The organism is Ruegeria sp. AB10 (genome assembly GCF_056542745.1).
Map to the genome: position 1 here is coordinate 1 of NZ_JBQGAI010000016.1, position 19513 is coordinate 19513.

General features: G+C 58.3%; 14 protein-coding genes. 3 read left to right on the top strand and 11 right to left on the bottom strand.

Annotated elements, in window-relative coordinates; genetic code table 11:
* From ACR0NT_RS18545 to rpsL, 4 genes are all read right to left on the bottom strand, one after another.
* A partial coding sequence (locus ACR0NT_RS18545; RefSeq protein ID WP_377181647.1) for a GTP-binding protein occupies window positions 1-103 on the bottom strand: 103 nt, incomplete at its 3' end.
* Between the two features lie 60 nt (window positions 104-163).
* Window positions 164-2281 carry an elongation factor G gene (gene fusA / locus ACR0NT_RS18550; protein ID WP_170446861.1) on the bottom strand — a complete coding sequence of 706 codons (2118 nt, stop codon included), beginning with the start codon at window positions 2279-2281 and terminating at the stop codon, window positions 164-166.
* Between the two features lie 18 nt (window positions 2282-2299).
* Window positions 2300-2770, bottom strand: coding sequence for a 30S ribosomal protein S7 (rpsG, locus tag ACR0NT_RS18555; protein WP_170446863.1), 471 nt, complete (start codon window positions 2768-2770; stop codon window positions 2300-2302).
* 15 nt (window positions 2771-2785) lie between these two features.
* Complete coding sequence (gene rpsL, locus ACR0NT_RS18560) at window positions 2786-3157, bottom strand: 30S ribosomal protein S12 (RefSeq protein ID WP_005621086.1); 372 nt, start codon at window positions 3155-3157, stop codon at window positions 2786-2788.
* A 395-nt stretch (window positions 3158-3552) separates the two neighbouring features.
* Between rpsL and ACR0NT_RS18565 the strand changes: the two genes are divergently transcribed.
* Entirely contained in the window at window positions 3553-4359 is an 807-nt protein-coding gene (locus ACR0NT_RS18565) for a putative rhamnosyl transferase (RefSeq protein WP_170673276.1), read from the top strand.
* On the opposite strand, the gene ACR0NT_RS18570 is transcribed toward ACR0NT_RS18565, so the two are convergent.
* From ACR0NT_RS18570 to rplJ, 6 genes are all read right to left on the bottom strand, one after another.
* Window positions 4344-5213, bottom strand: coding sequence for a DMT family transporter (locus ACR0NT_RS18570; protein ID WP_170673273.1), 870 nt, complete (start codon window positions 5211-5213; stop codon window positions 4344-4346). The genes ACR0NT_RS18565 and ACR0NT_RS18570 overlap by 16 nt on opposite strands.
* Window positions 5214-5586: 373 nt before the next feature.
* Window positions 5587-6339, bottom strand: a complete 753-nt coding sequence (locus ACR0NT_RS18575) for a hypothetical protein (RefSeq protein WP_170446869.1) — start codon at window positions 6337-6339, stop codon at window positions 5587-5589.
* A 197-nt stretch (window positions 6340-6536) separates the two neighbouring features.
* On the bottom strand, window positions 6537-10778 hold the full coding sequence (gene rpoC / locus ACR0NT_RS18580; protein ID WP_170446871.1) for a DNA-directed RNA polymerase subunit beta': 4242 nt from the start codon (window positions 10776-10778) through the stop codon (window positions 6537-6539).
* Window positions 10779-10828: 50 nt separating this feature from the next.
* Complete coding sequence (gene rpoB / locus ACR0NT_RS18585; RefSeq protein WP_170446874.1) at window positions 10829-14965, bottom strand: DNA-directed RNA polymerase subunit beta; 4137 nt, start codon at window positions 14963-14965, stop codon at window positions 10829-10831.
* Between the two features lie 250 nt (window positions 14966-15215).
* Window positions 15216-15590 carry a 50S ribosomal protein L7/L12 gene (gene rplL, locus ACR0NT_RS18590; RefSeq protein WP_170446876.1) on the bottom strand — a complete coding sequence of 125 codons (375 nt, stop codon included), beginning with the start codon at window positions 15588-15590 and terminating at the stop codon, window positions 15216-15218.
* 79 nt (window positions 15591-15669) lie between these two features.
* Window positions 15670-16188 (bottom strand): 50S ribosomal protein L10, encoded by a 519-nt coding sequence (gene rplJ / locus ACR0NT_RS18595; RefSeq protein ID WP_170446878.1) that lies wholly within the window; start codon window positions 16186-16188, stop codon window positions 15670-15672.
* Window positions 16189-16590: 402 nt separating this feature from the next.
* On the opposite strand from rplJ, the gene ACR0NT_RS18600 reads away from it, so the two are divergent.
* Both ACR0NT_RS18600 and ACR0NT_RS18605 read left to right on the top strand, forming a co-directional pair.
* A complete protein-coding gene (locus tag ACR0NT_RS18600; RefSeq protein WP_170673270.1) occupies window positions 16591-17556 on the top strand; it encodes a phosphotransferase in 966 nt (321 codons plus the stop codon).
* 153 nt (window positions 17557-17709) lie between these two features.
* A complete protein-coding gene (locus tag ACR0NT_RS18605; RefSeq protein WP_170673267.1) occupies window positions 17710-18735 on the top strand; it encodes a Hint domain-containing protein in 1026 nt (341 codons plus the stop codon).
* 79 nt (window positions 18736-18814) lie between these two features.
* Here the strand turns inward: ACR0NT_RS18605 and rplA are convergent, their stop codons facing one another.
* Window positions 18815-19513 (bottom strand): 50S ribosomal protein L1, encoded by a 699-nt coding sequence (gene rplA, locus ACR0NT_RS18610; protein WP_170446884.1) that lies wholly within the window; start codon window positions 19511-19513, stop codon window positions 18815-18817.

Below are 19513 nucleotides of genomic sequence, written 5' to 3' on the forward strand. Positions count from 1 at the left end.
ACTTGGTGATCGCTGCGGTCAGCGTCGTTTTACCATGGTCAACGTGGCCAATCGTGCCGATGTTGACGTGCGGTTTTGTACGCTCAAACTTTTCCTTTGCCATGATGGCCTCCTTTGTCGGTAATGAAGGGAGCCCCAGACCGGAGCTCCCTCAAATCTTCGCTTATGCGTATTTCGCCTGAATCTCGTCCGAGATGTTCTGCGGAACCGGATCGTAGTGCGAGAACTGCATGGTGAACTGGGCACGGCCCGACGACATCGAACGCAGAGTGTTGATGTAGCCGAACATGTTCGCCAGCGGAACGTTCGCATCGATCGCGATGGCGTTGCCGCGCGGCTCTTGGCCCGACACCTGGCCCCGACGCGAGGTCAGGTCGCCGATGATACCGCCGGTGTATTCTTCCGGGGTGATCACTTCGACCTTCATGATCGGTTCCAGCAGTTTCGCGCCTGCTTTGCGCATGCCTTCACGCATACACATCCGCGATGCAATTTCGAACGCCAGCACGCTCGAGTCAACGTCGTGGAACTTACCGTCCAGCAGGGCAACCTTGAAGTCGATCACTGGGAAGCCAGCCAGCGGGCCGCTATCCATGACCGAGTTGATGCCTTTTTCAACACCCGGGATGTATTCCTTCGGAACGGCACCACCAACGATGCGGCTTTCGAACGAATAGCCTTCGCCCGCTTCGGTCGGCTGGATCTCCAGCTTGACTTCCGCGAACTGACCCGAACCACCCGACTGTTTCTTGTGGGTGTAGGTGTGCTCGACCGGCATCGAGATGGTTTCACGATAGGCCACCTGCGGTGCACCGATGTTCGCTTCAACCTTGAACTCGCGCTTCAGACGGTCAACCAGGATGTCCAGGTGAAGTTCGCCCATGCCCTTCATGATGGTCTGACCCGATTCCAGGTCGGTTTCCACGCGGAAGGACGGGTCTTCGGCGGCCAGACGGGCCAGACCCTGGGACATCTTCTCTTGGTCGCCCTTGGTTTTGGGCTCAACCGCGATCTCGATCACCGGATCGGGGAAGGTCATGGTTTCCAGAACCACCGGATCCTTCGCGTCACACAGGGTGTCACCGGTGGTGGTGTCTTTCAGACCCGCCAGCGCGATGATGTCGCCTGCAAACGCTTCTTCGATCTCTTCCCGGTTGTTCGAGTGCATCATCATCATACGACCGATGCGCTCTTTCTTGCCTTTGGTCGAGTTCAGGATCGAGTCACCTTTGTTCATGGTGCCCGAGTAGATCCGGGTGAAGGTCAGCGAACCAACGAAGGGGTCGTTCATGATTTTGAACGCCAGACCCGAGAAGGCCATGTCGTCGTCTGCACGACGGGCGATGTCACGAACTTCGTCCTCGTCGCCGGGCTTGAAGCCCATGTAGTCGACAACGTCCAGCGGGCTGGGCAGATAGTCGATCACAGCGTTGAGCAGCGGCTGAACGCCTTTGTTCTTGAACGCCGAACCACCCAGAACCGGAACGAACGCGATTTCCAGCGTACCTTTGCGCAGCAGTTTGCGCAGGGTCGGAACGTCGGGCTCATTGCCTTCCAGGTATTCCATCATCGCGTCGTCGTCCATTTCGACGGCCGCTTCGATCATCTTGCCGCGCCATTCGTCAGCCATGTCTTTCAGGCTGTCGCGGATCGGAGCTTTGATCCAGCTTGCGCCCAGATCTTCGCCCTGCCACAGCCACTCTTCCATGGTGACCAGGTCGACCAGACCTTCCAGCTCGGTCTCGGCGCCGATCGGAATACCAACCGGAACAGCGCGTGCGCCGGTGCGGTCTTCGATCATGCGAACGCAATTGAAGAAGTCTGCGCCGATCTTGTCCATCTTGTTGACGAAAACCATACGCGGAACCTTGTAGCGGTCAGCCTGACGCCACACGGTTTCGGTCTGGGGCTCAACACCGGCGTTTGCGTCCAGAACGCAGACGGCACCGTCGAGAACCGCCAGCGAGCGTTCGACTTCGATGGTGAAGTCAACGTGGCCGGGGGTGTCGATGATGTTCAGGCGGTGCTTGGGAGTTTCGGCGGTCTGACCGTCCTCGGTGCGTTCCCAGAAAGTGGTGGTCGCAGCCGAAGTGATGGTGATGCCGCGTTCCTGCTCCTGCTCCATCCAGTCCATGGTGGCTGCACCATCGTGCACCTCACCGATGTTGTGGGATTTACCAGTGTAATACAGGATACGCTCCGAGCAGGTGGTCTTACCTGCGTCGATGTGCGCCATGATACCGAAGTTACGGTAAAGTTCGAGCGGATATTCGCGTGCCATTTTTGATAAGCCTCTGAATTACCAGCGATAGTGGCTGAAGGCTTTGTTCGCCTCGGCCATCTTGTGGGTGTCTTCGCGCTTCTTCACGGCGGTACCGCGGGACTGTACAGCGTCCAGCAGTTCACCGGCGAGGCGTTCTTCCATGGTGTTTTCGTTGCGGCCGCGCGCAGCAGTGATCAGCCAGCGGATGGCCAGTGCTTCGCGGCGTTCGGGGCGAACCTCGACCGGAACCTGATAGGTTGCACCACCAACCCGGCGCGAGCGAACCTCGACCGACGGTTTGATGTTGTCGAGCGCTTCGTGGAACACTTCGACCGGGGCGCGCTTGATCTTGGTCTCAACGCGGTCAAAGGCGTTGTAAACGATGCGCTCTGCGACCGACTTCTTGCCGTCGATCATCAGGTTGTTCATGAATTTGGTCAGAACCTTGTCGCCAAATTTGGCGTCAGGCAGGACTTCGCGTTTTTCGGCGGCGTGACGACGTGACATATCAGCCTCTCCTTCTTACTTGGGACGCTTCGCGCCGTATTTCGAACGGCGTTGCTTACGATCTTTGACGCCCTGAGTATCCAGAACACCGCGCAGGATGTGGTAACGCACACCGGGAAGGTCTTTCACACGGCCGCCACGGATCAGAACAACCGAGTGTTCCTGCAGGTTGTGGCTTTCACCGGGGATGTACGAGATGACCTCGAACCCGTTGGTCAGGCGCACTTTGGCAACCTTACGCATCGCCGAGTTCGGTTTCTTCGGTGTGGTGGTGTACACGCGGGTGCAGACGCCGCGTTTCTGCGGGCACTGCTCCAGGTGCATGGACTTCGAGCGTTTTACTTTGGGCTGCCGCGGTTTGCGGATCAGCTGTTGAATAGTTGGCATTCCGGTTTCTTCCCCGTTTTGCAACACACATGACATGCACGCGGGTTGCGTGCGGTTAAATTCGCTGCACTCATGCGTCCACAAGCGCAAAACCCGCGAGCGTTCCCATTCCGAGGTGAACGTCGCGGTTTGTTATCAGAGGGCGCGAACGATAAAAGTGTCCGGGCCTTGACCAGTTCATTACTGAAATCGGTTATGGGGCGGCCCCCGGTACCGAGATGACGCGCGTAATAGGGGGAGTCGGGCCAAGTGTCAACAGTAACTCCTTGTCAGGAAGTCACGCTAGTCGCACCCCCACTTACCTGCCCGGTCATGCGTTTTCTAGCCCGTTGCGCGTTGCGGGTTTCCCAGCGCGCAGGCATAGTCAGCTCAACGGTCTGCACCACGGATGATTCATGCAAGTCATAGGCCTCTGCCGCTTTTCCTACCCCGCCCTTGGCGGCTTTCAGGTCGAACATGACACGATCGAGGAACGCCGGCGGTATCTCTACAACCCGGCCCGTCTGGAAGAGCGGTTCCGCCTGTTCGAAACCACCACCCTGCCCTGTTTCAAGGAACAGACCGATGAGGATTTTCAGTTCCTGATCGTGATCGGGGAGTGTCTGCCGAAACCTGCCTTTGACCGACTGCACGATCTGACTTCTGGCATGAAACAGGTCCGGATCATCGCGCGCGAACCCGTCCGGCACCGTAAAGTGATGAAACAGATCCTGAACGCGGCGCGCGACAACCCCAGCGCGCCGTGCCTGCAGTTCCGTCACGACGATGACGACGCCGTCTCGGTGGATTTCGTCGAACGCCTGCGCATCGCCGCGGTCGAGGGTGAAGCTCTAATGGCGAACAACAAAACCGTCGCCATCGACTATAATCAAGGGTTCCTGGCCCGTTTCGGCCCGGATGGCATTCGGGCCGCACAAGTGTTTCGCCCTCTGCTGGGCGTTGGGTTCGCCATGCATGTGCGCGGCGGCTGCGAGCAGACGATCATGAATTTCGCCCATCATCGCATCGGGAACTTCATGCCGGTGATCAGCTATCCGGACGCGCCAATGTGGGTGCGTACGCTGAACCAGTTCAACGATTCACCCCATGCCCGCAACAGCACCACAGAATTGTCCCCGCTGACACCCGAGCAGGAGGGCGAATTCATCGCCCGCTATGCTATCGAGCAGGACGCAGTCCGGCGGGCTCATTCTGTGGCGTGAGAGTGCCGCTCGCGGAACAGCGTGAATAGTCCGGCCCCCACCACCAACGCTGCCCCGAACAAAGTGACCGCATCCGGCCAGTCTCCGAACACCAGCCAGCCCAGGGCCAGCGCCCAGATCAGGCTGGAATAGCGGAACGGCGCGACAAATCCGACGTCTCCAACGCGCATCACCATGACGCTGCACAGGTAACCGGTCAGCACGAACACCGCGGCACAGGCAACCATCAGCCCGGCGCCCGTCGGGACCGGCTGCCAGCCTGACGCGAGCGATGCGCACCCGGCCGCAACGGTGATGGTGAACGAGGTCGCCAATGTAACGGCCAACGAGGGCACATGGATCGACATGCGCCGCGTGATCAGATCGCGGATCGTGACCGACACAACGGCGATCAGCGCGTAGATGGCATAGATGCTGAACCCCTCGGGGCCCGGTCGTACGATCAGCAGCATTCCGAGGAACCCCAGCACAATGGCCAGAACCCGCCGCCAGCCGATCTGTTCACCGAAGAACACCACCGCGCCGAGGGTCACCGTCAGCGGCAAGGCTTGCAGAACGGCCGTCACATTGGCCAAAGGCATATGCAGCAGCGCGGTCAGAAAAAAGAACGTAGCCGACAGCTCAGCCACACACCGAGCCGCCACCAGCCACTTGTCATGACGCGGAAAGTTCAGATGCAGCGCCCCTAAATGCCGCGCCAGCAGGTACACCAGAACCGTCGCCAGAACCCCACGCATGGCCACCATCTGGAACAATGGCACCTCCGCCCCGGCGGCCTTGATCAGCGCATCATTGAAGGTAAAGGCCGCCATGCTGCCCATCATAAGCAGCGCGCCTTTTACGTTTGGGGTCATTTCAATAACGTCCAGTCCAAAATAGCTTGACTATTGGCCCTGTTGACCACGAGGCTGTCAACTCATCGGGAAAGTTCTGGGCGGCAATTGCCGCCTGCAGCCCAAAGCTCATAAAAATGCGGGCCGAACGCGATGAACGGGCACGTATGGCTCGAAGTCTCTATCTCTGCGAAACTATTCCTTACCAACGTCCGTTTTCAAAATGCGTCGCTTCTTCGCACCTTGCGGAGCCAACCGCACCTGGCAGAAACGCATATGGCCCGAGCCTTCAATCTCAATCAAAGGTGGGGACATCTACGACATTGCCACCAACTCAGCCTGTAAAACCGCATCCCCGACAGGATCGTTTTGCCCCCAGCCCGCCACCATGGCGTCACCAACTACACGCGCCATTTTTGCCCAGTCTGTTTTGGCTGCTCTCAGTAACCGCGTCTGCAAATTTGTGAGGCCCGTCACAGAATCTGGATAGCGTGCCGCGAGAACATTGAAAGCGTGCAATGTGTGAGCATGCACATTCCGGATCAACTGGATCAGGCGAATTTGGCAGCTTCACCACGGCCTCCCAATACCGCTGCATCTTACACCATTCGGACGGTGATAGCCGGACGGCTGGTATGCGTGTGCTTTCAGCGTTCAGCAGCAAATCGGACCAATAATCTTGACCTTCTTTATTGCGCATGCCTTTCGGGAAAAAGCGGAACGAAACACGGTTCTGGTCAACCCCAATGCGTGGAAGCAACGCAGAAAGATACCACCGCCAAATACATTCCCGCGCTGAAAAATCGCCCCAAACTTCGATGGTCGATGCCTGATGAGCTAGATCATCAAACTCATACGGCTCCGGCACCATACTAAGGTCAACCCCTTTTTGATGGAGTTCGACAAGATCATATCTCGGTAAAATCTGAAGCCAGACAAAATAGTCCATTTTGCTACCATCCGGCAGATCAAGTGACGGAGTATTGTCCCAAAATTCTGCGCGCTCTTCCTGAAATTTCTCCGGGTCCTTCCATTCGGCAAGAGGACCTACAGAGAAATCCTCAAAGCAAAGAAAAACGAATGTTTCATCTGGAAGATCAGGAAGTTCAGCTAGTTCGATATGAGAATTGCAGAGAATTAGACGCATCGGTTTCCAAACAGAGCATAAAATCAACTGAAACGGGTGGCAAAACTCACTCGGGCTTTGCAACACTCTACAGCGGTCGTCTTGTGCCGCGCAAATTTTGTTGGGAGCTTTTACTTCAAGCCGGCATCAGTCTGAACCTTGATCAAAAAAAGGCCCCGCGTTTCCGCAGGGCCTTTCCTGAAATTATGCCAAAGCGCTTACTCGCGGCTTTCCGGGGTCTCCACCAGAACGTCCAGTTCGTCGCCGACCATGTCGTCTTCGACCATCGGCGCAGCCAGGGCAGCGGCGGCTTCGGCCTCTTCCCGGCGGGCTTCGATCACGACGTTGTCGCGCGACTGGGCAACCTGGCGCACGGCCTGGGTCGCACCACCGGTACCGGCCGGGATCAGGCGGCCGACGATGACGTTCTCTTTCAGGCCCACCAGCTTGTCCTTCTTGCCCTGAACCGAGGCTTCGGTCAGCACGCGGGTGGTTTCCTGGAACGACGCCGCCGAGATGAACGAACGCGTCTGCAGCGAGGCTTTGGTGATCCCCAGAAGGATCGGCTCGCCCTGAGCCGGACGGCCGCCGCGCGAGATGGTCTTCTCGTTGGCCGCGTCGAACTCTTGCTTGTCGACATGCTCGCCTTTCAGCAGGGTGGTGTCGCCTGAATCCAGGATCTCCCACTTCTGCAGCATCTGGCGCACGATGACCTCGATGTGCTTGTCGTTGATCTTCACACCCTGCAAGCGGTAGACGTCCTGCACCTCGTCGATCATGTAATCCGCCAGCGCTTCGACACCCATGATGGACAGGATGTCATGCGGAGCCGGGTTACCGTCCATCAGATATTCACCCTTCTGGATGAAGTCCCCTTCGGCGACCGGGATGTGCTTGCCCTTGGGCACCATGTACTCGATGGTCTCCATGGACTCGTCAGCCGGTTCGATGCTGATGCGGCGCTTGTTCTTGTAGTCGCGGCCAAAGCGCACGTAACCATCGGCTTCTGCGATGATCGCGTGATCTTTCGGACGACGCGCTTCGAACAGTTCGGCCACACGCGGCAGACCACCGGTGATGTCCTTGGTCTTGGCGCCTTCACGCGGGATACGCGCGACAACGTCACCGGCCTTGATGGTCTGGCCATCTTCGACCGACAGGATCGCGTCCACCGACATCGGATAGTGAACCGGGTTGCCCGCATCGTTGCGGACCGGCTCGCCATCTTCACCGACCAGAATGATCTCGGGCTTGAGGTCGCTGCCTTTGGGGGCGGCGCGCCAGTCGATCACGATCTTCTGGGTCATACCGGTGGCTTCGTCAGTCTCGTCACGGACAGCCAGGCCCGAAACAAGGTCAACATATTTCGCAGTACCGGCTTTTTCGGCGATGATCGGCAGAGTGTACGGGTCCCATTCGAACAGCTTGTCGCCACGGGCCACTTTGGTGCCGTCCTTGACGAACAGCTTGGAGCCATAGCCCAGCTTGTGGCTGGCACGCTCTTCGCCATGCTCGTCCTTGATCACCAGCTTCATGTTCCGGCCCATGACCAGGCTTTCGCCTGCCGCATTGACCAGAATCTGCGGGTTCTCGAAGGAAACGACACCGTCCTGGCTGGCTTCCTGGAACGACTGCTGACCACCTTGCGCAACACCACCGATGTGGAAGGTCCGCATGGTCAGCTGTGTACCGGGTTCACCGATCGACTGCGCGGCGATGATGCCGACAGCCTCACCCGTGTTCACCATGGTACCGCGCGCAAGGTCACGACCGTAGCAGGTGGCGCAGACGCCTTCCTCGGACTCACAGGTCAGAGGCGAGCGGATGCGCATCGAGGCAACAGCAGCCTCATCGATGGTGTCAGCCATACGTTCGTCGATCAGCTGACCAGCGGCCACCAGAACCTCATCCGTACCCGGACGCAGAACGTCGTCAGCCGCGACACGGCCCAGCACACGTTCGGCCAGCGAGGCGACAACCTCACCGTCGTTCACGGCGGCTTCGGCAGTAATCGCACGCTCGGTGCCACAGTCGATCTCACGAACGATGCAGTCCTGTGCCACGTCCACCAGACGACGGGTCAGGTAACCCGAGTTCGCCGTCTTCAGAGCGGTATCCGACAGACCCTTACGGGCACCGTGGGTCGAGTTGAAGTATTCAAGAACGGTCAGGCCTTCCTTGAAGTTCGAGATGATCGGCGTCTCGATGATGTCACCGTTCGGCTTGGCCATCAGGCCACGCATACCGCCCAGCTGTTTCATCTGAGTGACCGAGCCACGCGCGCCCGAGTGGGCCATCATGTAGACCGAGTTCGGTTCCTGCTCAGACCCATCCTTTGCCCGATCCGACGACGAAATCGTCGACATCATCGCCTCGGTGACGCGGTCGTTACATTTCGACCATGCATCAACAACCTTGTTGTACTTTTCGCCCTGAGTGATCAGGCCGTCCATGTACTGTTGTTCAAAGTCTTTCACCTGACCGCGGGTGTCATCAACGATGCCCCACTTGTCGTCCGGGATGACCATGTCGTCCTTACCGAACGAGATGCCCGCCTTGAACGCTTCTTTGAAGCCCATCGACATGATCTGGTCACAGAAGATAACCGACTCTTTCTGACCGCAGTAGCGGTAGACGGTGTCGATCACCTGCTGCACTTCTTTCTTCCGCAGCAGACGGTTGACCAGTTCGAACGGCGCCTTGTTGTTCATCGGCAGCAGCGCACCCAGGCGCAGACGGCCCGGAGTGGTTTCATAACGCTTCTGAACTTCGTTGCCTTCATCGTCGATCTGCGTGATCCGCGCGGTGATCTTGGTGTGCAGATGCACTTCACCCGCGTCCAGCGCGTGCTGAACTTCTTCGATCGAACCAAACACTTTGCCTTCGCCCGGCATGCCCTCACGTTCCAGGGTCACGTAGTACAGACCGAGGATCATATCCTGCGACGGAACGATGATCGGCGCGCCGTTTGCGGGCGACAGAACGTTGTTCGTCGACATCATCAGAACACGCGCTTCCAGCTGCGCCTCAAGGCTCAGCGGCACGTGAACGGCCATCTGGTCACCGTCGAAGTCGGCGTTAAAGGCCGAACAGACCAGCGGGTGCAGCTGGATGGCTTTACCTTCGATCAGGACCGGCTCGAACGCCTGAATGCCAAGACGGTGCAGCGTCGGCGCACGGTTCAGCATGACAGGGTGTTCGCGGATCACCTCGTCGAGGATATCCCACACTTCGGGACGTTCTTTCTCGACCAGTTTCTTCGCCTGTTTCACGGTCGAAGACAGACCCTTGGCTTCAAGACGCGAGTAGATGAACGGCTTGAACAGCTCCAGCGCCATCTTCTTGGGCAGGCCACACTGGTGCAGCTTGAGTTCCGGGCCGGTCACGATGACCGAACGACCCGAGAAGTCGACGCGCTTACCCAGAAGGTTCTGACGGAAGCGGCCTTGCTTACCTTTCAGCATGTCCGACAGCGATTTCAGCGGACGCTTGTTGGCACCGGTGATCACGCGGCCACGACGGCCGTTGTCGAACAGAGCATCCACGGATTCCTGCAGCATCCGCTTTTCGTTGCGGACGATGATGTCAGGCGCGCGCAGCTCGATCAGACGCTTCAGACGGTTGTTCCGGTTGATGACACGGCGATACAGATCGTTCAGATCCGACGTCGCAAAGCGACCACCATCCAGCGGAACCAGCGGACGCAGTTCCGGCGGGATGACCGGGATCACGGTCATCACCATCCACTCGGGCCGGTTGCCCGACTCGAGGAAGGATTCAACAACCTTCAGACGCTTGATGATCTTCTTGGGCTTCAGTTCGCCGGTTGCTTCGGCCAGATCGGCGCGCAGCTGCTCGGCTTCGGCTTCCAGATCGATCTGGGCCAGCATCTCGCGGATGGCTTCAGCACCGATATTCGCGGTGAACGCGTCCATGCCATAGGCATCCTGCGCATCCATGTACTCTTCTTCGGTCAGCATCTGGCCGTAGGTCAGGTCGGTCAGACCGGGCTCGATGACAACATAGTTTTCAAAGTACAGAACGCGTTCCAGATCGCGCAGCGTCATGTCCAGCATCAGACCGATGCGGGACGGCAGCGATTTCAGGAACCAGATGTGTGCAACAGGCGCGGCCAGTTCGATATGGCCCATACGCTCGCGGCGGACTTTCTGCAGGGTGACTTCGACACCGCATTTCTCGCAGACAACGCCGCGATACTTCATCCGCTTATATTTGCCGCACAGACATTCGTAATCTTTGATCGGGCCAAAGATACGCGCGCAGAACAGGCCGTCACGCTCGGGCTTGAACGTCCGGTAGTTGATGGTTTCGGGTTTCTTGATCTCGCCATAGGACCAAGACAGGATCCGCTCGGGCGACGCCAGCGAGACCTTGATCTCGTCGAAAACCTTCGGGGGCGTCAGCGGGTTGAACGGGTTGTTGGTGATTTCCTGGTTCATTTGTTACCTCAAATCTTGCGGAAGGGGGGACGGGAGAAAGGGCAGCGCCCTTACTCCTCAACCTCCGCATCCAGGAGTTCCATATTCAGGCCGAGGCCACGGACTTCTTTCACCAGAACGTTGAACGATTCCGGTACGCCCGCTTCAAAGTTATCCTCGCCCTTGACGATCGACTCATAGACCTTGGTCCGGCCGGCGACGTCATCCGATTTCACGGTAAGCATCTCCTGCAGGGTGTAGGCGGCGCCGTAAGCTTCCAGAGCCCAGACCTCCATCTCACCAAAGCGCTGACCACCGAACTGCGCCTTACCTCCCAGCGGCTGCTGGGTAACCAGGCTGTACGGCCCGGTCGAACGCGCGTGGATTTTGTCATCCACCAAGTGGTGCAGTTTCAGCAGGTACTTGATGCCCACGGTTACGGGGCGTGCAAATTGCTCACCCGTACGACCGTCGAACAAAACCGACTGACCGCTTTCCGAGAAGCCCGCACGCACCAGCGCGTCGTTGACGTCAGCCTCTTTGGCACCGTCAAAGACCGGGGTTGCGATCGGAACACCGCGGGTCACGTTGCCCGCAGCCTCGATCAGGCCATCCTCGTCCATGTCGACAATGCCTTCTTCGTAGACATTTTCGCCATAGGCCAGTTTCATCGCCTCGCGAACCGGGGTCAGGTCGCCGGACCGGCGGTATTCACCCAGAGCATCATCGATGTTCAGACCCAGACCGCGCGCGGCCCAACCCATGTGGGTTTCAAGGATCTGACCAACGTTCATACGCGACGGCACACCCAGCGGGTTCAGACAGAAGTCAACCGGCGTACCATCGGCCAGGAACGGCATGTCTTCCATCGGAACAACCTTGGAGATCACACCTTTGTTCCCGTGACGACCGGCCATCTTGTCGCCCGGCTGCAGCTTGCGCTTAACGGCGATGAAGACTTTGACCATCTTCATCACACCCGGCGGCAGGTCGTCGCCACGGCGAACTTTCTCGACCTTGTCTTCGAAACGGGCGTCCAGAGCGCGCTTTTGCACTTCGTACTGCTCGTTCAGAGCCTCTACGATCTGTGCGTCCTGCTCACCTTCCAGCGCCAGCTGCCACCACTGACCACGGGTCAGGGTGTCCAGCAGGTCCTCGGTGATCACCGACCCTGCCTTGACGCCTTTCGGGCCTTTGACAGCGGTTTTACCCAGGATCAGGCCCTGCAGACGCGCATAGATGTTGCGGTCCAGGATCGCCAGTTCGTCGTCCCGGTCACGGGCCAGACGTTCGACTTCCTCACGCTCGATCTGCAGCGCACGCTCGTCTTTCTCGACGCCGTGACGGTTGAAGACGCGGACTTCCACGACCGTACCGTAATCGCCCGGCTTCACGCGCAGCGAGGTGTCGCGCACGTCAGATGCTTTTTCACCAAAGATGGCGCGCAGCAGCTTTTCTTCCGGGGTCATCGGGCTTTCGCCCTTCGGAGTGATCTTGCCGACCAGAATATCGCCCGGCTCAACATCCGCGCCGATGTAAACGATGCCCGCCTCGTCGAGGTTGCGCAGCGCTTCTTCACCGACGTTCGGAATATCGCGGGTGATCTCTTCCGGACCCAGCTTGGTGTCACGGGCGGCGACTTCGAATTCCTCGATATGGACCGAGGTAAAGACGTCGTCACGCGCGATACGTTCCGAGATCAGGATCGAGTCTTCGTAGTTGTAACCGTTCCACGGCATGAACGCGACGACCACGTTCTTGCCAAGGGCCAGCTCACCCATATCGGTCGACGGACCGTCGGCAATGACCTCGCCCTTCTGGACGGTGTCACCCACCTTGATCAGCGGACGCTGGTTGATGCAGGTGTTCTGGTTCGAACGCTGGAATTTGCGTAGACGATAGATGTCAACGCCAGCGTCGCCCAGTTCCAGATCTTCAGTGGCGCGGATAACAATACGCTGGGCATCGACCTGGTCGATGATACCAGCGCGTTTCGCCTGAATCGCAGCGCCTGAGTCGATCGCAACCTTTTCCTCGATCCCGGTACCGACCAGCGGCGCTTCGGCGCGCAGCAGCGGAACCGCCTGACGTTGCATGTTCGAGCCCATCAGAGCGCGGTTGGCGTCGTCATTTTCAAGGAACGGGATGAGCGATGCAGCGACCGAAACCAGCTGTTTCGGCGACACGTCGATCAGGTCCACATTCTCGCGCGGGGCGAGGGTGTAGTCACCGGCCTGACGGGTCGACACCAGATCGTTGATGAACTTGCCATCAGCGTCCAGAGTCGCGTTCGCCTGCGCCACGGTGTGACGCATTTCCTCGGTCGCGGACATGTAGTGAACCTCATCGGTCACCTCGGCGTCTTTGACGACGCGATACGGTGTTTCAATGAAGCCATACTTGTTCACGCGGGCAAAGGTTGCCAGCGAGTTGATCAGACCAATGTTCGGACCTTCGGGCGTTTCAATCGGGCACATCCGGCCATAGTGGGTCGGGTGTACGTCGCGAACCTCAAAGCCCGCACGCTCACGTGTCAGACCACCCGGGCCAAGCGCCGAGAGGCGGCGTTTGTGAGTAACTTCCGACAGCGGGTTGGTCTGGTCCATGAACTGCGACAGCTGCGAGCTGCCGAAGAATTCACGAACCGCAGCGGCCGCCGGTTTCGCGTTAATCAGGTCCTGCGGCATGACAGTGTCGATCTCGACCGACGACATACGCTCTTTGATCGCGCGCTCCATGCGCAGCAGACCGACGCGGTACTGGTTTTCCATCAGTTCGCCGACCGAACGCACACGACGGTTGCCGAGGTGGTCGATATCGTCCACGTCGCCTTTGCCATCACGCAGTTCCACCAGCGCCTTGATGCAGGCCACGATGTCTTCGCGGCGCAGGGTGCGCAGAGTGTCCGGCGCGTCCAGAGCCAGACGCATGTTCATCTTCACACGGCCAACGGCGGACAGGTCATAACGCTCGCTGTCGAAGAACAGCGTGTCGAACAGGGCCGACGCAGCCTCGACGGTGGGCGGCTCGCCCGGGCGCATGACGCGGTAGATGTCCATCAGCGCGCTTTCACGGTTCAGGTTCTTGTCCTGAGCCATTGTGTTGCGCATGTAGGGGCCAACGTTGACGTTGTCGATGTCCAGAACCGGGATGTCGGTGATGCCCGCATCGATCAGTTCCTTGACGGTGCCGCCGATCAGGTCGCCGTCCTTGTCGTATTCCAGGGTCAGCTCATCACCGGCTTCGACATAGATCGCGCCGTTTTCTTCATTGATGACATCCTTGGCGACGTATTTGCCAACGATGTGATCGAACGGAACCAGCAGGTCGGTAACTTTGCCTTCGTCGATCAGCTTCTTGACCGCGCGCGGGGTGACTTTCTTGCCCGCTTCGGCAATCACTTCACCGGATTTGGCGTCGATCAGGTCATAGGTCGGACGGGTACCGCGGACACGTTCGGGGAAGAACGGCGTGATCCAGCCCTTCTTCTTGTCCAGCTTGTAGGACACGGTGTTGTAATACGCGTCCATGATCGCTTCCTGATCCAGGCCCAGCGCATACAGCAGGGTGGTCACAGGCAGCTTGCGGCGACGGTCGATACGGGCGAACACGATGTCCTTGGCGTCGAACTCAAAGTCCAGCCAGCTGCCGCGATACGGGATGATGCGGCAGGCAAACAGCAGCTTGCCCGAAGAATGGGTCTTGCCCTTGTCGTGGTCAAAGAACACACCGGGCGAACGGTGCATCTGGGACACGATCACACGCTCGGTACCGTTCACGATGAACGTGCCGTTCGGTGTCATCAGGGGCATGTCGCCCATGAACACGTCCTGTTCCTTGATGTCCTTGACCGATTTGGCGCCGGTGTCTTCATCGACATCAAACACGATCAGGCGCAGAGTGACCTTCAGCGGTGCGCTGTAGGTCATGTCGCGCTGCATGCACTCTTCGACGTCATATTTAGGTTTTTCCAGATCGTATTTCACGAACTCCAGAACGGAGGTTTCGTTAAAATCCTTGATCGGGAAAACCGACTGGAACACACCTTTGATGCCTTCGCCGTCTGTGGGCTGCTCTGCATCGCCGGAGCGCAGGAAAAGATCATAAGAAGATTTCTGCACCTCAATGAGGTTCGGCATTTCCAAAACTTCGCGGATTTTGCCGTAATATTTACGAAGACGTTTCTGGCCAAGGAACGTTTGAGCCATGTCAGATGTCACCTTTCGATGTTCTCAGCGGGCAAAGACACCGTCGGGCCCCGGCATCTTGCACATTCGAGACGACACGTCCGGATCAATTCATGGCCACCGTCCCGAAGGCAGCCTCCCGATCCAAGAACCGCGTCTTAGAAAACGCCCCACCCCATGAGGCCCTTTCTAAGACAGGTTCGGCTGGACCCGGATTTCTCCGGACCCAGCCAAATTTTTCGGCGCATCAGCGATGCACCAGAGACCAAGCTTAGGCCAGCTCGACTTCGGCGCCAGCTGCTTCCAGCTTGGCTTTGACGTCTTCTGCTTCTGCTTTGTCCACGCCTTCTTTGATCTTGCCGCCAGCTTCGACCAGTTCCTTGGCTTCTTTCAGGCCCAGGCCGGTGATGCCGCGAACTTCTTTGATGACGTTGATTTTCGATGCGCCGGCGTTCTTCAGAACGACGTCGAATTCGGTTTTTTCTTCCTCAGCTGCGCCACCGGCGTCGCCGCCAGCTGCAACCATTACGGCGCCGCCAGCTGCGGGCTCGATGCCGTATTCGTCTTTGAGGATGGTTTTCAGTTCTTGTGCTTCCAGCAGGGTCAGACCCACGATGCTTTCTGCGAGTGCTTTCAGATCAGCCATTTTATCAGCTCTTTCCGTTTACAGTGTGTGTTCCAACGTCAGGGCAAATGCCCCACGCAGATCATTCAGTGCCAACCGCTTACGCAGCTTCCGCCTTCTCTTCGATGGTGGAAAGGATGCTTGCGATGTTGCTTGCAGGTGCGCCAATCGCGCCGGCGATGTTCGAAGCAGGTGCGCCAATGCAGCCCACGATCGAAGCAATAAGCTCCTCACGCGACGGCATTTTCGAAACGGCTTCAACGCCTTTGCGGTCCAGAGCGTTCTCGCCCATTGCACCGCCGAGGATTTCAAAATTCTTGTTATCCTTGGCGAAGTCCTCGGCCACCTTGGCTGCTGCCACGGGGTCCTCGGAATAGGTCAGAACGGTCATCCCTGTCAGCAGGTCGGCCATGCTTTCACACGGCTTACCCTCAAGGGCGATTTTGGCGAGCCTGTTCTTGGCAACACGCACGGAGCCACCCGCGTCACGAGCACGTGCGCGAAGGTCCTGCATCTCGGCAACTGTCAGACCGGCGTAGTGCGATACCACTACGACGCCAGAGCTTTCGAAGATTTGGCCGAGTTCCTCGACCACTTTCTCTTTCTGGGCTCTATCCACAGTTCTCTCCAAGTTAGGGGCGATATCTCACCCCGGCTCATATTTGCCGTGGCTTGCGCCCCGGCGTTCAGGTCCGTTGTTACGGGATTGGCCAAAACTCGCCCGAGGATCGTGACCCTCAGAATTCTTTGGTCTTACCCGTCTCAGGCAGGGAATTAAGGGGCCAGATGGACCCACCCACCGTCTTGGACGAAACGAAATAAAGCGCACGACGAATCGCACGCTTTACTCCGCAGCTCTCTTTAGGGCAGATGGCCGGGGTTTCCAAGGGGTAAATTGACCGTCCGAGCGGTTTGGCAAGACCATGCCGCCGCGCATCGGCCCCTGTCAGCGATTGACATGGCCTGCGCGCTGGGGTCCAGTCAACCAAACCCCTTGCTTCGTGTCCAGCTTTTACCCCCTATGCCAACTCTCACAGAAGATGAACACAGGCGCGCAACCGAGTTTGTCGCAGAGTTCGCGCGCCATGCCGGGCTGGACGGGGCGTTGCAATTCGATTGCGTATACCGGTCGCACGGCTTTCCCGACACGCGACTGGTTCTTCGGGCACAAGGACCTTTGCGGGACTATGCGATAAAGATCGACACCACCTCGCCCGAAACCGGCCGGCTGCAGACAGAATTCGATATTCTGACCCGGCTGGCGCGGTATTTCGACCAGCACGAGACATCGCGCGTGGTGCACCCCCATTACCTGTCACCGGGGAACATGTTCTTTGTATCCGAATTCATCGACCGGCCCACCGCCGTCGACGTGATCCACAACAGCACAGACGACGATCAGGTTGCCCGGATTTACCGCCGCGCCGGGGCGTGGCTGCACGATCTGCATGGCTTTCAACCTGCCACGGAATATGAGTTCCGCCCGCGCTGGATGACTGACACCATCAACGATCTGCTGCCATCGGTGCCGCCGCACATCCGGACAGCAGGCACCCAGATGGCGGAAATCCTGGAAAGCTCGGCGCTGCAGCTGAAGGGTATCCCCGAAACACGGGTGTTTTCGCACGGCGACTTTCACGGCCAGAACCTGATTGTCGGCAAGGGCGAGATGATCGGGCTGGATTTCACCGAGGTGCGCGAGAAGCTCGCCGTCTACGACATCGTCGACTTCCTCAAATCGGATATCTTCCGCGATGCGGACCCTTCTGATGTGGACCGCAGCGGCATTGTGAAACCGAACAAGGACATGTTCTTTCGCCGCTATCGGCATCCGATCCATATGGGGATATTGGATTTCTGCATCCGCGGACGCCTTCTGAAAGACTGGCTGGCGTCGTGGCACGTCGATCACACCTGCAGCCCCTACGAAGAGGATCGACGGAAGCGTCTGGGTGATCGGCTACACCTCGCCTTCAAGCAGGGTTAGGGCGAGGCCCCGGCCACTGTTTGATAACGCCGTTGTTAACGCCAATCTCAGGTTGACTGTTTACATCAGGGCCGTTTTATACCCAGATCAAACAGTAGCCGGTCTTTGACGAAAGACCCGCGAAAACAGGCGTTTTAAAGGTCTCTTTGCTAAATGGTACTTCGCAGTTTTTTCGCCCAGGACAGTTCCAGCCTGGTTGTTACGTCAAGCTCTGATCCGGGAATTGTCGGCGATCCGATCATCAACAATTCCGACACTCCGAACGGGACCGTTTTTCAATATTCCGGCGGCACGGGAACCACGGTCACACTGGATGACACCAGTGGCAGCCGGGCTGTCTTCAATGACGATCAGGAATCGGGTCACGTTATTACCAATGGCGGTGGAATTGTCACCAACGGCACACAGGTTGAATCCGAGTCCATCATCACGGTGCGGGCGCTGGACATCAACGGAAACCCCACCGGACCAGAGATTGATATCTATGTGTTTTCCCAGAACGGGATCACACAGGATGTCTGGGGCTATGCAACTTCGGCGCCCCTGACACCCGGCACTTCGTATGTCAAGATCAGCGGATCCAATTCGGGTAGCTCCTCTTATTCGGACTACATCACGTGCTTCGGGGCGGGAACTCTGATTGAAACCGCTGAAGGAGAGGCCGAGGTTCAATCTCTCAAGCGTGGTCAGCACGTCTGGACCCGGGACAGCGGGCTTCAGCCAATCCTTTGGATCGGCACAACCGAGGTTCCCGGCTTCGGCGCATTTGCTCCGGTTGTCATTGAACCGGGCGCAATCGGAAATACGCGGGAACTGGTTTTGTCACAGCAGCACCGGGTCCTGATTCAATCACCCGCGACCGACATGCTGTTCGCCTCGCCCGAGGTCTTCGTGGCAGCCAAGCATCTTTGCGGTCTTCCGGGCATTTCCATCCGCGAGATGGACCATGTGACCTACACGCATTTCATGTTTGACCGTCACCACATCGTCCGCTCGAACGGCGCACTTACCGAAAGCTACTATTACGGCGACACCGCGAAAAAAGCGCTCTCGTCACCACAGCAAACGGAAATTCTTGCGCTGTTTCCGTCGATCCAGCACGCCAGCGACGCGTTCCGGCACACTGCGGCGGCAACAATTGGCGCGCGCGAGGCCAGCGTACTCCGCGCCTACCTCTGAACCAACGGAGATCAGAAACAGAAAAACCCGGGTTGCATCCACAACCCGGGTTCATTCTGTCTAAGCGGTAGTTTTGGGCTTATTCGCCCGATGCAGCCGCCACATCCAGAGTCACGCCCGGGCCCATGGTCGAGCTCAGCGCGATTTTCTTCATGTAGGTGCCCTTGGCGCCCGACGGCTTAGCCTTGGCAACAGCCGAGACGAAGGCACGGACGTTTTCGGCCAGCTTGGCTTCGTCGAAAGACGCTTTGCCAACGCCAGCGTGCACAACGCCGCCTTTTTCCGCCTTGAACTGAACTTCACCGCCCTTGGCTGCTTCCACGGCCGCTTTCACGTCCATGGTCACGGTGCCGACCTTGGGGTTCGGCATCAGGTTGCGGGGGCCCAGAACCTTACCCAGACGGCCGACGATCGGCATCATGTCCGGGGTGGCAATGCAGCGGTCGAATTCGATGGTGCCGCCCTGAATGGTTTCCATCAGGTCTTCTGCGCCAACGATATCCGCGCCTGCTTCTTTCGCTTCGTCAGCTTTCGGGCCACGAGCAAAAACAGCAACGCGCATCGCTTTGCCGGTGCCGTTCGGCAGGCCGACAACGCCGCGAACCATCTGGTCAGCGTGACGGGTGTCAACGCCCAGGTTCAGCGCGATTTCGATGGTCTCGTCGAATTTCGAGGTTGCGTTGGCTTTGACCAGGGCAACAGCTTCTTCGACCGACAGGTTTTCCTTGCCGGCGAAAGCTTCGCGCGCAGCGCGGGTACGTTTACCGAGTTTTGCCAT